Annotated in this window: 23 protein-coding genes; 4 read left to right on the forward strand and 19 right to left on the reverse strand. The window is 66.2% G+C overall.

Features of this window, described 5'->3' with window-relative positions; all coding sequences use genetic code 11:
• Positions 1-136: 136 nt before the first annotated feature.
• Together purM and purN are read left to right on the forward strand one after the other, a co-directional pair.
• Positions 137-1,210 carry a phosphoribosylformylglycinamidine cyclo-ligase gene (purM, locus tag P8934_RS10700; RefSeq protein ID WP_278031014.1) on the forward strand — a complete coding sequence of 358 codons (1,074 nt, stop codon included), beginning with the start codon at positions 137-139 and terminating at the stop codon, positions 1,208-1,210.
• Complete coding sequence (gene purN, locus P8934_RS10705; RefSeq protein WP_278031015.1) at positions 1,207-1,947, forward strand: phosphoribosylglycinamide formyltransferase; 741 nt, start codon at positions 1,207-1,209, stop codon at positions 1,945-1,947. The genes purM and purN overlap by 4 nt, the downstream gene beginning before the upstream one ends.
• 145 nt (positions 1,948-2,092) lie before the next feature.
• Here the strand turns inward: purN and dcd are convergent, their stop codons facing one another.
• The 5 genes from dcd to P8934_RS10730 form a co-directional block, all read right to left on the reverse strand.
• The gene (gene dcd / locus P8934_RS10710) at positions 2,093-2,659 is read right to left on the reverse strand and encodes a dCTP deaminase (protein ID WP_133637335.1); all 567 of its coding nucleotides are present in this window, start codon (positions 2,657-2,659) and stop codon (positions 2,093-2,095) included.
• Positions 2,660-2,754: 95 nt separating this feature from the next.
• Positions 2,755-3,558 (reverse strand): iron-sulfur cluster carrier protein ApbC, encoded by an 804-nt coding sequence (gene apbC / locus P8934_RS10715; protein WP_278031016.1) that lies wholly within the window; start codon positions 3,556-3,558, stop codon positions 2,755-2,757.
• Positions 3,559-3,708: 150 nt separating this feature from the next.
• A complete protein-coding gene (locus P8934_RS10720; protein WP_278031017.1) occupies positions 3,709-4,917 on the reverse strand; it encodes a hypothetical protein in 1,209 nt (402 codons plus the stop codon).
• Between the two features lie 122 nt (positions 4,918-5,039).
• Positions 5,040-5,453, reverse strand: a complete 414-nt coding sequence (arfB, locus tag P8934_RS10725) for an alternative ribosome rescue aminoacyl-tRNA hydrolase ArfB (protein ID WP_133637332.1) — start codon at positions 5,451-5,453, stop codon at positions 5,040-5,042.
• A gap of 54 nt (positions 5,454-5,507) precedes the next feature.
• On the reverse strand, positions 5,508-6,182 hold the full coding sequence (locus P8934_RS10730; protein ID WP_278031018.1) for a hypothetical protein: 675 nt from the start codon (positions 6,180-6,182) through the stop codon (positions 5,508-5,510).
• An 89-nt stretch (positions 6,183-6,271) separates the two neighbouring features.
• Between P8934_RS10730 and P8934_RS10735 the strand changes: the two genes are divergently transcribed.
• Positions 6,272-7,309: a serine hydrolase gene (locus P8934_RS10735; protein WP_278031019.1), complete on the forward strand. Its 1,038-nt coding sequence runs from the start codon at positions 6,272-6,274 to the stop codon at positions 7,307-7,309.
• 340 nt (positions 7,310-7,649) lie between these two features.
• Here P8934_RS10735 and P8934_RS10740 read toward each other — a convergent pair whose 3' ends face one another.
• A complete protein-coding gene (locus P8934_RS10740; RefSeq protein ID WP_278031020.1) occupies positions 7,650-8,198 on the reverse strand; it encodes a YqhA family protein in 549 nt (182 codons plus the stop codon).
• A gap of 115 nt (positions 8,199-8,313) precedes the next feature.
• Between P8934_RS10740 and P8934_RS10745 the strand changes: the two genes are divergently transcribed.
• Complete coding sequence (locus tag P8934_RS10745) at positions 8,314-9,243, forward strand: YihY/virulence factor BrkB family protein (protein WP_278031021.1); 930 nt, start codon at positions 8,314-8,316, stop codon at positions 9,241-9,243.
• Between the two features lie 36 nt (positions 9,244-9,279).
• On the opposite strand, the gene P8934_RS10750 is transcribed toward P8934_RS10745, so the two are convergent.
• The 13 genes from P8934_RS10750 to urtB form a co-directional block, all read right to left on the reverse strand.
• Positions 9,280-10,710: a phospholipase D family protein gene (locus P8934_RS10750; protein WP_278031022.1), complete on the reverse strand. Its 1,431-nt coding sequence runs from the start codon at positions 10,708-10,710 to the stop codon at positions 9,280-9,282.
• 159 nt (positions 10,711-10,869) lie between these two features.
• Positions 10,870-11,097, reverse strand: a complete 228-nt coding sequence (locus tag P8934_RS10755) for a hypothetical protein (RefSeq protein ID WP_278031023.1) — start codon at positions 11,095-11,097, stop codon at positions 10,870-10,872.
• Between the two features lie 36 nt (positions 11,098-11,133).
• The gene (gene ureG / locus P8934_RS10760; RefSeq protein WP_278031024.1) at positions 11,134-11,781 is read right to left on the reverse strand and encodes an urease accessory protein UreG; all 648 of its coding nucleotides are present in this window, start codon (positions 11,779-11,781) and stop codon (positions 11,134-11,136) included.
• Positions 11,782-12,023: 242 nt separating this feature from the next.
• Entirely contained in the window at positions 12,024-12,749 is a 726-nt protein-coding gene (locus P8934_RS10765) for an urease accessory UreF family protein (protein WP_278031025.1), read from the reverse strand.
• Positions 12,739-13,269 carry an urease accessory protein UreE gene (gene ureE, locus P8934_RS10770; protein ID WP_278034025.1) on the reverse strand — a complete coding sequence of 177 codons (531 nt, stop codon included), beginning with the start codon at positions 13,267-13,269 and terminating at the stop codon, positions 12,739-12,741. Before ureE ends, P8934_RS10765 begins: the two co-directional genes overlap by 11 nt.
• A gap of 94 nt (positions 13,270-13,363) precedes the next feature.
• Complete coding sequence (ureC, locus tag P8934_RS10775) at positions 13,364-15,067, reverse strand: urease subunit alpha (RefSeq protein ID WP_278031026.1); 1,704 nt, start codon at positions 15,065-15,067, stop codon at positions 13,364-13,366.
• Positions 15,064-15,480 (reverse strand): urease subunit beta, encoded by a 417-nt coding sequence (locus P8934_RS10780; protein ID WP_278031027.1) that lies wholly within the window; start codon positions 15,478-15,480, stop codon positions 15,064-15,066. The genes ureC and P8934_RS10780 overlap by 4 nt, the downstream gene beginning before the upstream one ends.
• A gap of 10 nt (positions 15,481-15,490) precedes the next feature.
• The gene (locus P8934_RS10785; RefSeq protein WP_250059353.1) at positions 15,491-15,793 is read right to left on the reverse strand and encodes an urease subunit gamma; all 303 of its coding nucleotides are present in this window, start codon (positions 15,791-15,793) and stop codon (positions 15,491-15,493) included.
• A gap of 161 nt (positions 15,794-15,954) precedes the next feature.
• Entirely contained in the window at positions 15,955-16,848 is an 894-nt protein-coding gene (locus P8934_RS10790) for an urease accessory protein UreD (RefSeq protein ID WP_278031028.1), read from the reverse strand.
• 322 nt (positions 16,849-17,170) lie between these two features.
• Complete coding sequence (urtE, locus tag P8934_RS10795) at positions 17,171-17,869, reverse strand: urea ABC transporter ATP-binding subunit UrtE (RefSeq protein ID WP_278031029.1); 699 nt, start codon at positions 17,867-17,869, stop codon at positions 17,171-17,173.
• A complete protein-coding gene (gene urtD, locus P8934_RS10800; protein WP_278031030.1) occupies positions 17,869-18,714 on the reverse strand; it encodes an urea ABC transporter ATP-binding protein UrtD in 846 nt (281 codons plus the stop codon). The genes urtE and urtD overlap by 1 nt, the downstream gene beginning before the upstream one ends.
• Positions 18,711-19,865, reverse strand: a complete 1,155-nt coding sequence (gene urtC, locus P8934_RS10805; protein WP_278031031.1) for an urea ABC transporter permease subunit UrtC — start codon at positions 19,863-19,865, stop codon at positions 18,711-18,713. Before urtC ends, urtD begins: the two co-directional genes overlap by 4 nt.
• A gap of 3 nt (positions 19,866-19,868) precedes the next feature.
• Entirely contained in the window at positions 19,869-21,467 is a 1,599-nt protein-coding gene (gene urtB / locus P8934_RS10810; protein ID WP_278031032.1) for an urea ABC transporter permease subunit UrtB, read from the reverse strand.
• Positions 21,468-21,529 lie beyond the last annotated feature (62 nt).

Consider the following 21,529-nt stretch of genomic DNA (forward strand, 5'->3'; position numbering starts at 1 on the left):
CGCTTCCTCCCTGTGTCGGCGCGGCCGGCGGGCTGCCAGCCGCGCGCCGTGATGCTACAATTCGTTCCCCGAACCTGACCGTTGCGCGTCGCCCTGCGACAGGCATCGCGACCGCCATTCTCATACAGGAAGCGACATGACCGATCCCACCCATCGCCCGACCGGGGCATCGCTCAGCTACAAGGACGCCGGTGTCGACATCGACGCCGGCAATGCCCTGGTCGACCGCATCAAGGGCGTCGCCAAACGCACCAGCCGCCCCGAGGTGATGGGCGGCCTGGGCGGTTTCGGCGCCCTTTGCGAGCTGCCGGCCGGCTACCGGGAACCGGTGCTGGTCTCCGGCACCGACGGCGTCGGCACCAAGCTGCGCCTGGCCATGGACCTCGGTCGCCATGACACCATCGGTATCGATCTGGTGGCCATGTGCGTCAACGACCTGGTCGTGGCAGGCGCGGAACCCCTGTTTTTCCTCGACTACTATGCCACGGGCAAGCTGGACGTGGATATCGCCGCCGACGTGGTGACCGGTATCGGCGAGGGCTGCGAGCAGGCCGGATGCGCCCTGGTAGGCGGCGAGACCGCCGAGATGCCCGGCATGTACGAGGGCAGCGACTATGACCTCGCCGGCTTCTGCGTCGGCGTGGTCGAGAAGTCCGAGATCCTCGACGGCAAGAAGGTCGGCGAGGGTGACGTGCTGCTCGGCCTGGCCTCCTCCGGCCCCCACTCCAACGGCTACTCGCTGATCCGCAAGATCCTCGAGGTCAGCGACGCCTCGCTGGACACCGCCATCGACGGCCGGCCGCTGGGCGAGGCCCTGCTCGCGCCCACGCGCATCTATGTCAAGCCGCTGCTCTCCCTGCTCAAGGAGACCGACATCCCGGTGCATGCCATGTCGCACATCACCGGTGGCGGCCTCACCGAGAATATTCCCCGCGTGCTGCCCGAGACCCTGGCGGCACGCATCGATGCGTCCAGCTGGACGCGTCCTGCCGTCTTCGACTGGCTCCAGCAGCAGGGCAACGTCGAGGAGCACGAGATGCACCGGGTGCTCAACTGCGGCATCGGCATGGTGATCGTGGTCCCGGCGGAGAAGGCCGACCAGGCCCGTGCCCACCTGCAGGCCCAGGGCGAGACGGTCCACCGCATCGGTGAGGTCACCACCCGGGGCGACGCCGAGGAGCAGGTCCAGTTGGAGAACCTGAAGGCATGAGCGGTACCGACTACCAGAGCGATACCCTGAATACCTTCACCCCCGAGCCCAGCGAGGCGCGTCGGGTAGTGGTGCTGATCTCGGGCAGCGGCAGCAACCTCCAGGCGCTGATCGACGCCCAGAGCCACGGCGAGCTGGGCGGCGAGATCGTCGCGGTGATCTCCAATCAGCCGGATGCCTACGGACTCAAGCGTGCCAGGGATGCCGGCATCGATGCCGTCGCCCTGCCGCATCGCGAGTACGACAGCCGCGACGCCTACGATGGCGCCCTGATCAAGGTCATCGAACGCCACGAGCCCGACCTGATCGTGCTGGCCGGCTTCATGCGCATTCTTACCCCGCGCTTCGTCAACCGCTTCCTCGGGCGGATGCTCAACATCCACCCCTCGCTCCTCCCCGACTACCAGGGCCTGCACACCCATGCCCGCGCGCTCGCCGATGGCGTGGCCGCACACGGATGCAGCGTGCACTTCGTCACCGAGGAGCTGGATGGCGGGCCGATCGCCTTGCAGGCCGAGGTGGCCGTCGCGGAGGATGACACGGAAGAGAGCCTCCAGGCGAAAGTGCAGGCCCGGGAACATCTGATCTATCCGATCGCCGTGCGCTGGTTCCTGGAGGGACGCCTGCAGCTCAAGGGCGACAGCGCCACCATGGACGGCGTCGCCCTACCGCCTACCGGCATGCGGCTCTCCCATGCCGATGCCGCCGAGGAGCTGGACGAGGACGTCGAGGAGTAAGCTGGAAGCTGGAAGCTGGAAGCTGGAAGCTGGAAGGCAACCTAAAGCAAGCCGCCCCATGGCAAGCGTCAGGGGCGGTTTTTTCTTCCAGCTTCAAGCTTAAGTCCGCGAAGCGGGCGCTCTTCCAGCTCCCGGCGTAGCCGGGTCAGGTCCTGGGCAGGGTCACGCCGCGCTGCCCCATGTACTTGCCGCCACGGTCCTTGTAGGAGGTCTCGCAGACCTCGTCGGACTCCAGGAACAGCATCTGTGCCACGCCCTCGTTGGCGTAGATGCGCGCCGGCAGGTTGGTGGTATTGGAGAATTCCAGGGTCACGTGCCCCTCCCACTCGGGTTCCAGCGGGGTGACGTTGACGATGATGCCGCAGCGGGCATAGGTCGACTTGCCCAGGCAGATGGTCAGCACGCTGCGCGGAATGCGGAAGTACTCCACGGTGCGCGCGAGGGCGAAGGAGTTGGGAGGAATCACGCAGACATCGCCCTTGATGTCGACGAAGCTCTTCTCGTCGAAACCCTTGGGGTCCACCACCGCGGAGTGGATGTTGGTGAACACCTTGAACTCGTCGGCACAGCGCACATCGTAGCCGTAACTGGACGTCCCGTAGGAGATCACCCGCCGCTCGTTCTCGTAGCGTACCTGGTCGGGCTCGAAGGGCTCGATCATGCCTTCCCGCTCGGCCATGCGGCGTATCCACTTGTCGGCTTTGATGCTCATCGAAAAGTCCTGAACTGTGTCTGGGGAAACCGGGGAAAGAAAACCGGGGCCACATCATAGCGGCCCCGGCGGGGAAGGTCACGGCAGGTGCCCTCTCACTCGCTGAAGGAGATCTCCGGCCCCTCGGCGCCCTGCCCGCGGATCTGCTCGGCGACCTGGCGTGCCATGTCGCGGAAGGTGGCCGTCACCTCGCCTTGGGGTTCGGCCACCACGGTGGGCCGTCCGCCATCCACCTGCTCGCGGATCGCCAGGGTCAGGGGCAGGCGACCGAGCACCTGGGTCTCGTACTCCTGGGCGATGCGCTCGCCCCCACCCTCGCCGAAGATCGGCTCGCTGTGGCCGCAGTTGGAGCAGATGTGCAGGCTCATGTTCTCCACGACCCCGAGCACCGGCACGTTGACCTTGCGGAACATCTCGATGCCCTTGCGCGCGTCAAGCAGGGCAATGTCCTGGGGCGTGGTAACGATCACCGCGCCGTCCACCGGCACCTTCTGGGCCAGGGTCAACTGGATGTCGCCGGTACCCGGCGGCATGTCGATGAACAGGTAGTCCAGATCGTCCCAGACGGTCTGGGTCAGCATCTGCTGGAAGGCACCGGCGACCATGGGGCCGCGCCAGACCATGGGCTCGCGGATGTCGACCAGGAAGGCCATGGACATGGCCTGGATGCCATGGGCCTCGAGCGGCTTGAAGCGGTTCTCGCCGGCGGACTGGGGCCGCACGCCCTCGCCCACCCCGAGCATCTGGGCCTGGCTGGGGCCATAGATGTCGGCATCCAGGATGCCCACCCGATAGCCTTCGGCGGCCATGGCCAGTGCCAGGTTGACGGTCACGGTGGACTTGCCCACCCCGCCCTTGCCGGATGCCACGGCGACGATATGCTTGACCCCTTCGATCACGACTCGCTCCTTCTGCAGTTGGGGTTGCCACGCAAGCGGCATGAAGGGTCAGTATACCCGGCGGGCCGCCCTGCCATGCAATGCCTGCCAACGCACGACGGCGAGCCGCTGGCTCGCCGTCGTGTGGGTTAGAACCGTACCGCGTACGGCTCAGTTATTGTTGTCGCCTTCCAGGACTTCGGCCTGTTGCTCAGCGGCACCGCCATTGCCGTCTTCCTGGCCGTTGGCTTCCTGCTGAGCAGCACCACCATTGCCGTCTTCCTGGGAATTGGCTTCCGGCTGAGCAGCACCACCGTTGCCGTCTTCCTGGGAATTGGCTTCCTGCTGAGCAGCACCGCCATTGCCCTCTTGGGTGGCATCGGCCTGCTGCTGAGCGGCAGCGTCGTCCCCCTCCCCGGCTTGCACGCTCTCTTCCAGACGGGAGAGCTCATTGCGCCAGGTCTCGAGCTGGCCTTCCAGGCGCTCGAGCTGGGACTGGCGGGACTCGACCTGAGACTCGATCTCGGCAACCTCCTCACGGCCGACCTTGATGGCAACCTCGAGGTCCTTGAACGTCTCGCGTGCCTGCTCGACCTGTGACCTGGCCTCCTCTAGTTCGCTACGGGTCGTGTCAAGCGCCTCGCTCGCCTCGCTGCGGCTGGCCTCGAGCTCGCTGAGCTCCTGTTGGAGGGCATCGCGCTCCTCCTGCCGGGCCGCGATCTCCTCGTTGATGCCGGCCAGGTTCTCCTCTGCCGAGGCGATCTCCTCCTGCAGTCCTTCGAGCTCGGCACGGGCCTCATCACGGGCGGCGACCGCGTCGCTGCGCTCCTGCTCGGCCTGCTGGCGGGCCTCTTCGGCTTGCTGGCGAGCCTCTTCCGCAGCCTGACGGGCCTCCTCGGCTTCCTGACGCGAGGCCTGAGCCTCGTCACGCGCCTGGGCGACCTGCTGGCGTTCTTCCTGGGCGGTCGCGAGGGCCTCTTCGGCCTCCACCAGCTCACCCTGGCGGGCCTCCAGGTCTGCCTGCACCGCCTCCACCGAGGCCTGGGCTTCCTCCAGCTCGGTGCGGGCGGCTGCCACCTGCTCCTCGGTGCTCGCAAGCTCAGACTCTGCGGCCTGCTGCTGCTGCTCGAGCTCGCCGCGGCGCTCCTCCAGGTCATCGACGTTGCCGGCGGCACTCTGGAGCTCCTCGACGCGACCGGACAGGGACTCGTTCTCGGCCTGGACGTTCTCGAGTCGCGTCTGCAACGACTCGCGGGCCTCGTTACTGGAACTGACGCTGGACTGGGCAAACAGGGCCCAGATGATGGCAACCACCGCCACGGCCGCCAGGCCCTTGACGCGGTTGTCCTTGAACAGCTCACTCATCGACGTATCTGCCATCGATGTCTCCCCCTGCGTGGTTGGATGTCACCGGCCAAGGATGGCCAGCCTTCGTCGTCACGACTTTCAGCATACACGTCCGGTGAGACGTCGCCACCTGACCTCCGTGGCACCTATCAACGTCACGTCTCAACCTTGCCGCGCAATGCCTTGTGACGGCCGCGTTTCTTCTTGCTGTCCAGGCGGCGCTGCTTGGCGCCCTTGCTGGGGCGGGTCGCGATGCGCTTCTTGGGGGCGTACATGACGCTCTTGATCAGCGCCTTCAACCGCGCCAGGGCCTCGGCGCGATTGCGCTCCTGGGTGCGATGGCTCTGGGCCTTGATGATCACCACCCCGTCGCGGGTGATGCGCTGGTCGCCCAGCGCCAGCAATTTTTCCTTGAAGCCTTCGGGCAGGCTCGACGCCTGGATATCGAAGCGCAGATGGATGGCAGTGGCGACCTTGTTGACGTTCTGTCCGCCGGCCCCCTGGGCGCGCACGGCCTGCATCTCGATCTCGTGGTCGGGAATGCTCACCTGGCGGGAGAGTTCCAGCATGCTGTCTGCCTCGTCGTGGAAAGTGGGCCCGACCGATGTCGGGCACGATATGCGTCAACTGGCCAGCCAGATCCGGTGCTTGGCCCCCTTGCCGGGGCGATGGGCACGCACCGTGACTTCCTCGACCAGCAGGCCGACACGGCGCAACCGCTCGCTGAAGGCCGGGTCCTGGCCGGCCGACCAGACCGCCAGCACCCCGTCGGGACGCAGCGCCTGCTGGGCCGCGGCAAGCCCTCGCGGCGAGTAGAGCCAATCATTCTCGCGGCGGGTCAGCCCCTCGGGACCATTGTCCACGTCGAGCATGATGGCATCGAAGCTGCCCGGCTCACGGCGCAACAGTTCGCCGACGTCGCCGAGGCTGACACGAGTACGCGGGTCGTCAAGGGGACGACCGGCGGCATCTCCGAGCGGTCCCCGGTTCCACTCCACCACCCCCGGCACCAGCTCGGCGACGACGACCTCGGCATCCTCACCCAGCGCCTTGAGCGCCGCAGCCAGGGTGAAGCCCATGCCTAGCCCCCCGACCAGCACTCGAGCACCCGGGCGGTCGGCGACTCGCTGGCAGGCCAGCTCCGCCAGGGCATCCTCCGAGCCGTGCAGGCGGGTGTTCATCAGCTCGCCAGCCTTACCGGCGATACGTATGGAGAACTCGTCGTTGCGCTTCAGGAGCCTCAGCTCACCGCCTTGCCCCGGAATGGTGGCGGTGCCTATCGTTTCAAACTTGGCCATGCTGCCTCGCTGGCAATGAAAAAAGGTGGAACCCTGTTGACGCTGACGCCTCGAATGTCGCGCCCACGTCAGGCCGACAAGGAGTCCCGATGCCGAACCCGCGCCTATTGAATCCCCTTCGCCCCCTTCTGGGGCTGATCATTATGCTGGCTGGCACCTTGGCATGCCATGCGCAAGCCGGCGAGACATCACCCCCGCCCCTCGCTCAGGCCGGCCTGGAGCGCCTTGATGCCCAGGCCTCGAGTCTCGACCGCCTGCATGCCGTGGTGGTGGCCGAGCAGGGTGAGATCCGCTTCGAGCGCGCCTATGCCGGGCCCGGGCTCAGTCAGCCGACCAACATCAAGTCGCTGTCCAAGACGGTGCTGGCGGCGCTGGTTGGCGCCGCCATCGAGCACGGCGTGATCGACTCCGCCGACCAGCCGGTCGTGGATCTGCTCGGCGACAGGGTACCGGCCGCTGCCGACCCACGCGTCCGGGAGATCACCGTCGGGCACCTGTTGTCGCTGCAGGCCGGACTCGAACGCACCTCAGGCAGCAACTACGCTGCCTGGGTGACCAGTCCCGACTGGGTGAGAGACGCCCTGTCACGTCCCTTCGTCGACGAGCCGGGCGGGCGAATGCTCTACTCCACGGGCTCGAGCCACCTGCTCTCGGCGGCGCTGACCCGCGCCAGTGGCGAAAGCACCCTGGGACTGGCGAGGCGGCTACTGGGGAAGCCGCTGAATATCACTGTCCCCGCCTGGCCACGCGACCCTCAAGGCATCTATTTCGGCGGCAACAACATGCAGCTCTCGCCACGGGCACTGATCCAGATCGGTGAACTCTATCGCAACGACGGCATTTCCGACGACACACGCGTGTTACCGAAGGGCTGGGTCGAAACCTCCTGGCAGCCACGCGGCACCTCGCCTTGGACCGGCGACGGCTATGGCTACGGCTGGTTCATCACCAAGCTTTCCGGGGAACGAACCTACTACGGGCGTGGCTTCGGCGGACAGGCGCTCTACGTGATTCCCGACAGAGGGCTCACCGTCGCCATCACGGCGGATCCCCGGCCACCGTCTCCTGGCGGGCAGTTCCAGCAGGAACTGCATGCCCTCGTCGAGGGCATGCTCGTCGTGGATTGATTCGCCTGAATTCGTTCAGCGGGGACACAGCCTTCAGGGCTGCCACTAAGGATGGGGGCGTGGATCAACGCAGTCCCAGCATGGACAGGATGAAAAGCACCACCACGATAAGGCCGATGATGTAGATGATGTTTCGCACTTTGCTCTCCTTGCTGATGCCTATGCATAAGCGGGCAAATCCGCCCGCCTCCTGGCCGCTGGCCAACTTCAAGTGTAGTGGGCAGCAGTGACGGGGCAACCCTGCTGTTTGCTGGTGCAGGCCACAGACTCACCTCCAGACAGCGGTATCAGTCCGCCAGGGTCAGGGCTGACCCGACACGGCACGCACAGTAGGCCGGCATCACTCCTGCTTATGTGCCAGCGCCATCAAGTAGAGGGCGAGCGCCAGGGCCAGCACCGACAGCGCCAGATAGATGGCATCCAGCGGCGTGTCGAAGCTGATGCCCACCACGGCCCGGAAGAACTCGATGATCACGGCCAGGATCACCACCCGGGCGATCTTGTCCTTGAGCTGATCGAGGGAGCTGACGTTGAAGGGATGCTGGGGATCTCGCCCCTCGGCGGGCTCGATGCGCGAGACGAAGAGCTTGTAGACCCCCAGGCCGAAGATCATCAGCACCAGGGCGATCAGGTAGATATCCACGGCGACGATGATATCGGTCACGACGCTCTTGTGGATGTCGGGGCCGCCGCCCGTGTAGTGGCGCCAGGTATCGGCCAGTACCGAGAGGATATCCAGACTGGCGATGATGAACAGCACCAGCGCGCCCAGCAGGGCCGGTATCACGGCCATCAGGACCATCAGACGCGAGCTCCAGAGGAAGGCCTCGAAGTGTCGCTCGAGCTCACTGCGTCTCGTCTTGCGCGCGGGCCGGGAATCCGGATCCATGAATTTCTCCTTGTATGTTCAAGACCATCGGGTGAGGCAACGCCGGGAAAGGGGTTTGACGGGGCGCGGCAGGATACGCCTATGATGACGCAAGCACTCTCGCACGGCAGCCCCAATGACATCACCGCCCGTTCGCTACCGACGCCTGATCTTTACCCTGCTGCCGCGCACTCTGCACTTCCTTTGGCGCGTGCTGTGCGCCTTCCTGCGCAACCGCGGCATCCTGCTGGCCGGTGGCGTAGGCTACAACATCCTGCTCTCCATCGTGCCACTGTTCTCGCTGATGGTGGTGCTGCTGGCTGGCGTGGCCGACCAGCAGCACCTGCTCGAGGTGCTCACCATCCAGGCGCGTCACCTGGCACCGGCGCACGCCGAGATCCTGCTCGAGGCGGTACGCACCCTCCTCGAGTCCCGGGACGTGATCGGCATCCTGGGCTTTCCCGTGCTCCTGCTGTTCAGCTCCTTCGCCTTTCGCATGCTCGAGGACGCCCTGGCGATCATCTTCCACACCCCGGATACACACCTCCCCAGGCGCAGCGTCTGGGTCTCGGTGCTGCTGCCCTATGCCTTCATGCTGGTACTGGGCGCGGGCCTGCTGGCCCTGACCCTGCTGGTTAGCCTGGTCAGCTCGATGAATGCCCTGTGGATGGCCCTCTTCGAGCGCCAGCTCCCGCTAGCGGGCCTCTCCGAGCCGATGCTCAACCTGACCAGCTTCCTCGGCGTCTTCCTGCTGTTCAGCGCCATCTACAAGTTCCTGCCGGTGGTGACGATCGCCCTGCGTCGCGCCGTGGTGGGGGGGTTCGTCGCCGCCCTGCTGTGGGAGGGGGTGCGCCTGCTGCTGGTCTTCTACTTTGCCAACATCTCGCTGGTGAACGCGGTATACGGCTCCCTGGCGACCCTGGTGGTGGTGCTGCTGAGCCTGGAGGTGGGCGCCATCATCCTGCTGCTGGGGGCCCAGGTGATCGCCGAACTGGAGCGCAACGCGCGGCTCGGCCTGGCCTGGCATATCGATCCCCGCCGCCAGGCCGTGACGCACGTCGACTAGTCGATCCACGTTCAAAAGGTGGAGAGCCAGCAGCCGTCAGAAGGTCGAAAGCCCCGTCGCCTCCATGACCCGATAGCGCAGTCGTTGCCAGGCCGTGGTGTCATCAAGGGCCTCGAAGGGCTCGCTGGTGATCCGCTGTGGCGTATTCTGCCAGCGGCGCTCGAAGAAGGCCGCGGCATCGAGCAGGGCCGGCGTCTCGACGGGCCCCGCCAGGCGCACGCTGGTCTCCAGGTTCAGATCATCCAGATTGCGCCGGGTAAAGTTGGCCGAGCCGAGAATCATCTCGGCTTCGCCTCCGGACTCGGCAGGCCGTCTCAGCAATAACTTGCTGTGGCACTGCTCGCCCTGGCTGGCACACCAGCGCAGCGGAATGCCGGCCTCGTGGAGTTCACGAGCCACGGGACGGTTGGGGATGCCGCCCTTCTCCAGACCGAAGGCATCGCGATTGGGATCGAGCAGTACGCGAAGCGCCACCCCGCGAGCGTTGGCCGCCACCAGCGCAGCGATCACCTCACGGTGGGCCAGATAGAAGACAGCGATGTCCAGCCGATCGCCCTCACTGCTGGCCTCGATGGCCGCCAGCAACGCCTCGCGGATGGCGCCCTCGGTCAGCACCTGCAACCTCGCCTTCCCGGACGGCGCGTTCTCATCGTCGGGTGGCACCGGTCCGGCCAGGCTAACGCCCGACCAGCCCGCCACCGGGCGTTCGGAGGCCAGCAGGTCCAGTGCCGCCGCCCCCTCGAACCGCAACGCCACGTTGCCATGCAGGCTGCTGGCGTCGTGGGGATTGGCGGAGGTGACCAGTCCCGCCCAGCCATCGCCATGGTCCACTACAAGAGTCTTGCGATGGTTGGCATTGAAGTTGAGCAGTGCCAGGTAACTGCGCAGCGGCACGCGCCCCGGCCCGAGGGCGTTGGGCAGCCAGCCCCCATCGCTGCCGTTGCCGAGCCACCGCGGGCCCAGGTGCCAGCCGCCCGACCAGAGCGGGTTGGAGGCCCGCAGCCGATTGAGGTCGGTGATCACCACCCGGATACCGGCATCGCGAAGGGCCTGGAGATGGTCGAGCTCGAGCCCCCCGTAGAGGGTGTTGAGCGGGTCGGTGATCACCACCGCCGCCAGGTCGGGGTAACGGCGCTTCTGCTCGATCAGCGCATCGGTGACCTCCGCCGACAGCGGCCGGAACGCCTGGCCATCGGCGGCACCGGCGAAGTCGTTGAAGAGGAACATGTCCAGCACCAGCAGGCGACGGGCCTGGTCGATCATCGCCAGCACCTCGTCGAAGATCTGCCGCCGGGTGCGGCGCTCGCCTGCGGGGCTATACCAGGTCTCGTCGGCGAGAAAGCGGACCTCGATGACGGTGCGTTCCGGGAAGGCCCGGGACACGCCCTCGGGCAACGGCTTGTAGCGCTGCCAGGCGCCCATGGCGACCCAGGCCACCAGCAACGCCATCACCAACCATGGCCACATTCGCTGCCTCCCCTGACCCGGTATCTGCCTGCCGTCCATGCCACCCTCTTCGTTCATGCCAACGCCTCGGTGACGTCAACGGCCAGCATAGCGACAGGGGAGGCAAAAAGCAGTGCACCCGGCCGAGGCCAGGTGCACGTCATACCGACTCAGGGCAGTTCAGCCCTGGCGGCGCAGCCGATGGCGACGCAGGATCAGGCGTGCCAGCCCCGCCAGGGAGGCGACTCCCAGGGTCACGATCCCGAGCACGACCAGCATCGACGGGCTGCCGGTGTGGGCATGCACCGAGGGGGCACCATGTCCCGAGTGGGCCAGGACCGCCGTGGTAGGCAGCATGGCAGCTGCCGAGAGGCCGGCACGAGTGAGGAAAGAGAGGCGAGTATTCATGGAGTGTCTCCCGGATCAGGCGAAGGATGGATGAGGTCAGGCGGTGGCGGAATCGGTCAGGGGCGCAGGCGGCCGGCGCTCCGGCAACATGCCCCGGTCGAGGATGAAGCGGATGATCTCCTCCAGCCCGACACCGTCGTAGAGGTTGGTGAACACGAAGGGACGCTCACCGCGCATCTTGCGGGAATCACGCTCCATCACCTCCAGCGAGGCGTGGACCTGCTCGGCGATATCGATCTTGTTGATGATCAGCAGGTCCGACTTGGTGATGCCGGGACCGCCCTTGCGCGGGATCTTGTCGCCGGCGGAGACATCGATCACGTAGAGGGTCAGGTCGGAGAGCTCCGGGCTGAAGGTGGCGGAGAGGTTGTCCCCGCCGGATTCCACCAGCACCAGTTCCAGGCCCGGATGGCGTGCCTGCAGCTCGTCGATGGCCGCCAGGTTCATGGAGGCGTCCTCGCGGATGGCGGTATGCGGACAGCCCCCCGTCTCCACTCCCAGGATGCGATCCGCGGGGAGCGCCTCGTGCTTGAGCAGGAAATCGGCGTCCTCGCGGGTGTAGATATCGTTGGTCACCACGGCGATATCGTAGTGGTCACGCAGTGCCCGGCAGAGCTGCTTGAGCAGGGCCGTCTTGCCGGAGCCCACCGGGCCGCCGACGCCAACACGCAGGCAATGTGTCATGTCGTTTCTCCTCTTGCACTCTTTCGTCGTTATCCTGTCGGCACGGGCGACTCACTGGACTCACCACGCCACACGTCCGAAACCCTGGCACCCCGGCCGGACTCCCGCGGTCGGAAAGACGGCACGTCCCTGTGCCGGCTTTCCTCGATCTTCTTCCCTGAAGATCGACCACGTCGCTTCGGCCGGGGTGCCAGCGGCCGCGCGAGGTGGATTCGCCAGTGATCGCCCGGCCTTTTCAGGTGCTAGCTTCTGAATAGCCGCGAATATTGTGTCTCGTGCAGCGCGCTGGCCATGGCCAGGCCGGGCAACGCCGGGCCGAGAGCGTCATCTTCGAGCATCAGCGCCTCGTCCACGGCCGCCACCAGTACGGGGCGCAGCCGCTCTATCAGGCGCTGGGCGGCGGTATGACCGAGCGGCAGCGCCTTGCAGGCGACGGCCAGCTGGTTTTCCAGCCAGGCCCAGGCGAAGCCGAGCAATGTCTGGCGCACGGGAACACCGCGGGCATGGGCCATCCAGGCGAACACCGTCACGTAGCCGGCACCGGCCGGCAGCGCCGACGGCTTTCTCGCAGAGCCAGGAGGGAGCAGCGCCAGGCTCTCCAGGAGACGCGTGAGCGACGCGCCCAGCCGGCTGTCCTCGGCGGCGAGTTCGGCGGTCTCGCGATTGGCGGCGAGCCAGCCGTCCCACTCGGCCAACGCGGCGTCATCGCCCTTGGCCCAGGCGACCTGAAGGCGCGCCAGCGCCGGCAGTTCGCAGCGAGTCAGGCCATCCTCCAGCACCCCCTCGAGCCACTCGCCCAGGGTGGCCTCGTCGGTCACCCAGCCCAGCTCGAAGGCGCTCTCCAGCCCCTGGGAGAAGGCAAAGGCGCCGATGGGCAGGGCCGGGCTGACCAGCTGCAGCAATCCCAGCAGCGCCAGATCCTCTCCGTGGTCCGCCCTCGACCGCACCATGACAGCCTCAGTGGGCATGATGATGTCCCTGGTCGTGCGCATGGTGGTGGCCATGACCGTGGCCATGACCGTGGCCATGACCGTGGGCGTGACCACCCGGCTGCTGGTAGGCGCCCGGTTCCGGGTCGAAGGGAGCCTCATGGTGCACCAAGGTCGCGCCAAGCAAGGTGGCCAACTCCTCGAGCACATGGTCTGGCGGGAAGCGCACCCAGCCGCCCTCCTCGTCCTCGCCCAGCGCCAGCTGCACATGCCGGTTGCCCAGGTGGTAGGCAAGACGCGACAGGGGCAGCCCGGCGGCAATGCGGGCGGTGACTACCGGCTCCACGGCGGCACGAATGCGCACCACTTCGCCGCTTTCCGCGCGCAATCCCTCTCCGTCCCGCAGCACCGGGCCTCGATCCAGAAAAAGACCGAGCTCGCGGCCACTATCGCTGGTTGCCTTGAGGCGGCCCAGCACGCGCCGCTCGTAAGGCAGCGTCAGGGTATCGGTGGCCTGGTCCGCCGCGATGGGGCCCAGGCGCTCTGTCAGTTTCAGCATCATTCTCTTGGCTCCTCGGACATTCCAGCTGGGGGCCGTCTGTTTTTTTCTTCCAGCTTCCAGCTTTCGGCTTACAGCTTGCGCCGGAGGCGCGCTAGAACAGGTGGTAGCGCTGCGCCAATGGCAGCTCTGTTGCCGGCTCGCAGGTCAGCAGTTCACCGTCGGCATGCACCTCGTAGGTCTGGGGGTCCACGGAGAGCTCGGGGCAGGCCGCGTTGAGCTTCATGTCACCCTTCCTGACCTGCCTGACATTGCGGCAGGCGCTGAGCGTGCTGCGCAGCCCGAGCCGCTCCCCGAGCCCCGCGTCGAGCGCTGCCTGGCTGACGAAGGTCAGGCGCGTCTGACTCGCGGCACGGCCGAAGGCGCCGAACATGTAGCGGTAGTGGACCGGCTGTGGCGTGGGGATCGAGGCGTTGGGGTCGCCCATGGGCGCGGCGGCGATCATGCCCCCCTTGAGGATCAGCGCCGGCTTGGTGCCGAAGAAGGCCGGCTTCCAGAGCACCAGGTCGGCCAGCTTGCCCACCTCGATGGACCCTACCTCATGGCTGATCCCGTGGGTGATGGCCGGATTGATGGTGTACTTGGCGATATACCGCCTGGCCCGGACGTTGTCGGCACCCAGGGCCTCATCCTCGGGCAGCAGGCCACGCTGGACCTTCATCTTGTGGGCGGTCTGCCAGGTGCGGCACACCACCTCGCCGACGCGGCCCATCGCCTGGGAGTCCGAGGCGATCATCGAGATCACCCCCATGTCGTGGAGGATATCCTCGGCGGCAATGGTCTCGCGGCGGATGCGCGAGTCGGCGAAGGCCACATCCTCGGGAATCCTCGGGTCGAGGTGGTGGCAGACCATCAGCATGTCGAGGTGTTCATCGATGGTGTTAACGGTATAAGGGCGCGTCGGATTGGTCGACGAGGGCAGCACGTACGCCTTCGAACAGGCCGTGATGATGTCCGGCGCATGCCCCCCTCCGGCCCCCTCGGTGTGGTAGGTATGGATGCAGCGCTCCTTGAAGGCCGCCAGGGTATCCTCGACGAAGCCCGACTCATTGAGGGTATCGGTGTGGATCGCCACCTGGACGTCGTAGGCGTCGGCGACGGAGAGGCAGTTATCGATGGAGGCCGGCGTGGTCCCCCAGTCCTCATGGAGCTTTAGCCCCATGGCCCCGGCCTCGAGCTGGGCTTCAAGCGCCTCGGGCAGGCTGGCATTGCCCTTGCCGAGAAAGCCGATGTTCATCGGCATGTCGTCGACGGCCTGGAGCATCTTGCCCAGGTGCCACTCCCCGGGCGTGCAGGTGGTGGCATTGGAGCCCGTCGCCGGGCCGGTACCGCCCCCCAGCATTGTGGTGATACCGCTCATCAGCGCCTCTTCCACCAGTTGGGGGCAGATGAAGTGGATATGGGCATCCAGGGCGCCGGCGGTGAGGATCTTGCCCTCCCCGGCAATGATTTCGGTGCCGGGCCCGATGACGATCTCCACATCGGGCTGGGTGTCGGGGTTGCCGGCCTTGCCGATGGCGGCGATGCGCCCCCCCTGGAGTCCCACATCGGCCTTGACGATCCCCCACCAGTCGAGGATCAGGGCATTGGTGATCACGGTATCCATCACCGTCTCGTCATGGCGCTGGCTCTGTCCCATGCCATCGCGGATTACCTTGCCACCACCGAATTTCACCTCATCGCCATAGTGGGTGGCGTCGTGCTCCACCTCGATCCACAGCTCGGTGTCGCCGAGGCGAACCCGGTCGCCCACGGTGGGGCCATACATGTCGGCATAGGCCTGACGACTGATCTTCATGACGGCTCTCCCAGATCCGAGTCACCGGGGTGCGGGGGTTGCGGGGGTCGCGCGGCATCGGGCGCGGTAGATAGAGCGGCCTCGGGCGCATTAGAAGGCGGCGCGGTAGACAGCTCGCCCATGACCTCGCCACGAAAGCCGTAGATGTGACGGCGACCGACGTAGGGGATCAGCGTCACCTCGCGCATCTGGCCGGGCTCGAAACGGATCGCGGTGCCGGCGGCCACATCCAGGCGATACCCGCGCGCCCGGTCACGATCGAAGGTCAGGGCGGGATTGGCCTCGGCGAAATGGTAGTGAGAGCCGATCTGGATGGGGCGGTCGCCGGTATTGGCGACATCGACGGTAATCCGCTCGCGCCCCACACAGAGTTCGATCTCACCGTCCTTCAAGCGATATTCACCGGGAATCATGGCGCACTCCTCAGACTATGGGCTCGTGAACGGTCACGAGCTTGGTGCCATCGGGAAAGGTCGCCTCCACCTGGACCTCGTCGACCATCTCGGCCACGCCCTCCATGACGTCATCACGCGTCAGGATCTCGCGGCCGAAGCCCATCAGCTCGGCGACACTGCGCCCGTCGCGGGCCCCTTCCAGGATCTCGAAGCTGATCAGTGCCACCGCCTCGGGATAGTTGAGCTTGAGGCCACGCGCACGGCGTCGTTCGGCCAGCTGGGCTGCCGAGAAGAGCAGCAGCTTGTCCTTGTCTCTGGGGGTCAGTTCCATCGCAATAGCTCCCAATCCATGTCGTTTGCATTCGGTATCCAGGCAGTCGCCTTCAACCAGGAAGAGCGGCGCTCCGCGCCTGGAAGCGGGAAGCTGGAAGCAACCCAATTGCCTTGATAGCGGAGACTTCCAGCTTCTGGCTTCAAGCTTCCAGCTCTCGTTCAGGTCAGCCATATCCGCGGCGTATGCGCCGGCAGGCCAATCAACCGTGGCCGCAGGATCTCCCAGGCACGACGACACAGGTCCCAGGCCTCGTTGCGCTCCAGGCCCAGATAGCGCAGCAGCAGCACCCCGTGGCGCACCGTGACCGCCCAGCGGGTCGAGGCACCAAGCGCCTCGCGTAATGCCTCGATGGCCTCCCCCTCGTCATCGAGCCCTGCCGCCCAGAGCGTGGCCTGCACGATGGCCCCGCCCTGCCCCCAGCGACCCAGGAAACGCGGATGGCCAGGATCCAAGGGCTGGCGCTCCAGCCAGAGTGGCCGGCCATCACGGGTCAACCGGAAGCGCTGCTCGATGCGACCGCTGCGATAGGGAAGCCGGCTGGCCGGTCGTCCCAGGGCCATCACCTCCCAGCCCAGGCAGCGGGCATCGCCTTCGAGCGCGATCTCGGTGGCCTGCTCACCGCGGGAGCCATCGAAGGCCAGGGTCTCCTGTGGCAGCCACTCCAGAATCCCGCTGTCGGCGACGGCAAGGCGGGTGTGCTGCTGCCAGGCCACGCCGTGACTGTCGGCCCTGTAGAGCCTGTTGGCGGCGGGAGTCGTCAGCAGCGCATGGGCCTTGGCGCCGACCCCGGCAGTGATCGACAGGGCATCGCCACTGACCAGCCCGCCGGGGGGATGCAGCAGGTAGACATGGCAGGCACCGGGGCGGCCTTCGGGATGGAAAGGCCGCTGGACACGGAGCGGACCCAGATGACGGGACCGCGTCATGCGCGTCACCCCCTCACGGGTCTCGAAGCCGAGCTCGAGAGAGGCCGCCCAGTGGCGTTCCGCATCGAAACGATGGCCGGACTCGTTCGGCGGGGGGACGTCCAGGGAAGTCTCGAAGGCGGTCATGGGCAGCTCATAGCCAGGGTTCTCTGCCCAACTAACAGCAAGGGATGTACCAGAATGGGGAAGCGTGAGGTTTTCCTATTAAAATCAGCGTATTGAGAAAGATGACAAGCGCTTGAAGAAGGACCACCCTGTCTCATTGGGGTGCAACCGCCACCTCTCGACGCTCCCTCCAGGTGCAGTCGCTCGGGCGATCGCTCCAAAAATGCGCAGGTGCCCTTGCTCCTTGCTCCTTGCTCCTTGCTCCTTGCTCCTTGCTCCTCGGCGCTCGGCGCTCGGCGCTCGGCGCTCGGCGCTCGGCGCTCGGCGCTCGGCGCTTGGCAGCCTATACCGTCAGGTGCTCCTTGATCAGCGCATCGGAGAGCTCATCGATCTTGCCCCTGGCCATCGGGCGTCCGCGATCCATGATCACGAAGCGGTCGGCATACTTGCGGGCGAAGGGCAGCTTCTGCTCCACCAGCAGCACGCTGAGACCATCCTCCTGAATCAGCCGGCGAATGACGGCGCCGATCTGGGCCACGATATTGGGCTGGATCCCCTCTCCCGGCTCGTCGAGGATCAGCAACCGCGGTTCCAGCACCAGCGCCCGGCCAATGGCCAGCTGCTGCTGCTGCCCTCCCGAGAGGTCACCGCCACGACGATGCTTCATCTCCTCGAGGACGGGAAAGAGCTCATAGACACGCGAGGGAATTCGCTTGAGCCCATCGGCCCGCGCCGCCAGGCCGGTGCGCAGGTTCTCCTCCACGGTGAGCAGGGGAAATATCTGCCGGCCCTGGGGCACATAGCCGATGCCCAGCCGCGAGCGTGCCTCCACCGGCCGTTTCGTCAGCTCGATGCCATCGTCATAGCGGATGCTGCCCGAGGCGAGTGCCACCTCGCCCATGATGGCCTTCATCAGGGTGGTCTTGCCCACCCCGTTGCGGCCCATCACGCAGGTGCACTCGGCGGCGGGCACCTCGAGATCCAGATCCCACAGGGTGTGGCTCTCGCCGTAGAACTGGTTGAGCCTGTCGATGGTCAGCATCAGGCGGCCTCCTCGTCGGGGTCGGCGCCCAGGTAGACCTCGACGACCTTCGGATCACTAGAGACCTGGTCCATGCTGCCCTCGGCCAGCACGCTGCCCTGATGCAGCACCGTCACCGTGCGGGCGATGGAGCGCACGAAGCCCATGTCGTGCTCGACCACCACCACGGACTGCTTGCCCTTGCCGGCCAGGCCGGTCAGCAGCTCCGCGGTGCGCTCCATCTCCTGCTCAGTCATGCCGGCCACCGGCTCGTCCACCAGCAGCAGCCGCGGACGCTGCATCAGCAGCATGCCGATCTCCAGCCATTGCTTCTGTCCGTGGGAGAGGATACCCGCCGGACGGTGGCGCAGCTCGGTGAGGCCGATGGTGGCGAGCACCTCCTCGATGCGATCGCGGACCTCGCCGGTCATGCGGGCAGTCAGCGTGGGCAGGATGCGCTTGTCGGCCGCCATGGCCAGCTCCAGGTTCTCGAACACCGTCAGCGCCTCGAAGACGGTGGGCTTCTGAAACTTGCGTCCGATACCGAGGCTGGCGATCTCGGGCTCGTTCATGGCCAGCAGGTTGTGACGGCTGCCGAACCAGACCGAGCCACGGTCGGGACGCGTCTTGCCGGTGATGAGGTCCATCATGGTGGTCTTGCCCGCGCCGTTGGGGCCGATGATGCATCGAAGCTCACCGTCGTCGATGGTCAGGTTCAGGTCATTGATGGCCTTGAAACCGTCGAAGCTGACGGTGACATCCTCCAGATAGAGGATCGGGCCGTGGCGAACATCCACCGGCGAGGTGGCGGGAACCAGGAAGTCGAAGACGCGATCACGATCGGCCAGGGAATGCAGGAAATTCATGCGGAGGCCTCCCGGTGAGGAGACGAAGGGTCAGCGGGCTCGCGCTGGAGGCGGCGAGGTTTCAGGCGGTAGGCGAGCAGGCCAGCGATCCCCTTGGGCAGCAGCACCGTGACCAGCACGAACAGGCCACCGAGGGCAAACAGCCAGGCATCGGGCATCACGCCGGTGAAGACCGTCTTGGCATAGTTGACGAGAATGGCGCCGATGACCGCCCCGTAGAGCGTGGCACGCCCGCCCAGGGCGACCCAGAGCACGATCTCGATCGAGAAGATCGGTGAGAACTCGCTGGGGTTGATGATGCCCACCTGAGGCACGTAGAGCGCACCGGCCACCCCGGCCAGCATCGCCGAGACCACGAAGATGAACAGCTGAAAGCGCTCGACGCGGTAGCCGAGGAAGCGCGTACGTGCCTCGGCGTCGCGGGTGGCCACACTGACGCGGCCGAGCTTGCTGGCGACGATGGCCCGGCACAGCACATACCCCAGCGCCAGCGCGATTCCGGTGGCAAGAAAGAGCCCGAGCCGAGTGGCATCGCTTCTCAGGTCAAAGCCCAGCAGTTCCTTGAAGTCGGTCAGGCCATTATTGCCACCGAACCCCATCTCGTTGCGGAAGAAGGCCAGCATCAGGGCAAAGGTCAGCGCCTGGGTAATGATCGATAGATACACCCCGGTGACTCGCGAACGGAACGCCAGAAAACCGAACACCAGGGCCAGCAGGCCCGGCGCCAGCAGCACCATCAGGAAGGCAAACCATGCCATGTCAAAGCCCAGCCAGTACCAGGGCAGGCTGTCCCAGTCCAGGAACACCATGAAATCCGGCAGCACAGGATCACCGTAGGTACCCCGATCGCCGATCTGGCGCATCAGGTACATCCCCATGGCATAGCCGCCCAGGGCGAAGAAGGCCCCGTGCCCCAGGCTAAGGATGCCCAGATAGCCCCACACCAGATCCACGGCCACCGCCAGCAGGGCGTAGCTCAGGTACTTGCCGAGCAGCGTCACGGTATAGGTCGAGACGTGCAGCGGATGCCCTGCCGGCAGCGCCAGGTTGAGCAGCGTCACCGTCGCCAGGGCGGCCAGCAGGATGCCCAGAAAGCGCTGCGTGGAGCGTTCGAAGAAAGGTCGTGCCAGCCACGATGTGGACGAATGCATGAATCAGCCCTCCGCCGCCCGGCCCTTCTGCGGAAAGAGTCCGCGGGGGCGCTTCTGGATGAACAGGATGATGAAGACGAGCACCAGGATCTTGGCCAGCACGGCGCCCGCCCAGGGCTCGAGGACCTGGTTGATCACGCCCAGCGACAGCCCGGCCACCAGGGTGCCCCACAGGTTCCCGACGCCACCGAAGACCACCACCATGAAGGAGTCGATGATGTAGTTCTGGCCGAGGTTGGGTCCCACGTTGGTGAGCTGGGAAAGGGCCACACCGGCGAGCCCCGCCACCCCTGACCCCAGGGCGAAGGTCATGATGTCCACGCGGGTCGCCCGGATGCCCATGGAACGTGCCATGGCGCGGTTCTGGGTCACCGCCCGCACTTCGAGTCCTAGGCGGGTCCGCCGCATCACCAGCATCAGGCCGGCGAATACTACCAGCGCAAAACCCAGCACATAGAGGCGATTGAGGGTCAGCGAGAGCCCCTCGTTGATCATGATGGAGCCGCTCATCCACTCCGGGGTGACCACGGTACGGTTCAGCGGCGAGATCACGGTGCGCACCAGCTGCTGGAGGATCAGGCTGACACCGAAGGTGGCCAGCAGGGTCTCCAGCGGACGTCCCTTGAGGAACTGGATCACGCCGCGTTCGATGGCGATGCCGGCCAACGCCGCCACCAGGAAACCGGCAGGAATCGACAGCACCATCGCCAGTCCCGGCTGGCCGGGCATCAGCTGCTGCATGGCCCAGGTGGTGTAGGCACCGAGCATGATCAGCTCCCCATGGGCCATGTTGATCACCCCCATGACGCCGAAGGTGATGGCAAGCCCGATGGCTGCCAGCACCAGCACCGAGCCGAGCGAGAGGCCGAAGTAGAGCGTCTCGAGCCCCCGGTTGAGCTTCATCCTCTGCTCGATGTCGGCCAGTGCCATGCTGGCGGCCTCAGCCAGTGCCGGATCATCGCTGCGCGCGGCGGTGTTGAGGGCGGCCCTGACCCGACTGTTGAGGCTGCCCTCCAGGGAAGCCACGGCCTCGACGCCGCCCTGCTCGAGTCGATGGATCGCCAGCCCCTGCTCCAGCAGGCGTCGCACCTCGGCATCTTCCTCAGCGCTGATGACGGCCTCGAGTGGCTCGACCAGGCTGACATCGACGTCACCGAGCAGAGCACGGGCGGCCTCGCGGCGATCCCGGGTGTCGGGAACATGCAGATCGAGCACCGCCAGCGCGCTCTGCAACTGGCCGCGCAGGGCGTTGTTGATGCCGAGTCGGTCGAGGTCGCGCCGCGACATCTCGCCGAGAGCCTCGCCGGTCAGGGCATCGGCCACCGGCCAGTCACGCCCCCGGTTCTCGAGCACCACCACGAAGCGCCCCGTTTCCTTGTGGCGCTGCAGCTTGCCGCCCAGCAGCGCCTCCAGCCAGCCACGGCTGCGCTCGTCGCCACTTTCGATGATGGCCTCGATGGCCTCGCCCATCTGGGCGTAAGACGCAGCATCCAGGGATTCGAGGAGCTGCTGGCCACGGTCATCCTGCGCACTGGCTGCCAGCGGCAACCAGGCCAACAGGCAAAGGGCCAGCATCCGCCTGAGATAGGGGAGGATCTTCATGGGGATTCCTGAGAAGGTTCGTCGAGTGGCGTGTCACTGCCACCGGGTCAGGGGCCGACCCG

The sequence above is a fragment of the Halomonas sp. CKK8 genome, assembly GCF_029625235.1.
Taxonomy (GTDB): Bacteria; Pseudomonadota; Gammaproteobacteria; order Pseudomonadales; family Halomonadaceae; genus Halomonas; species Halomonas ventosae.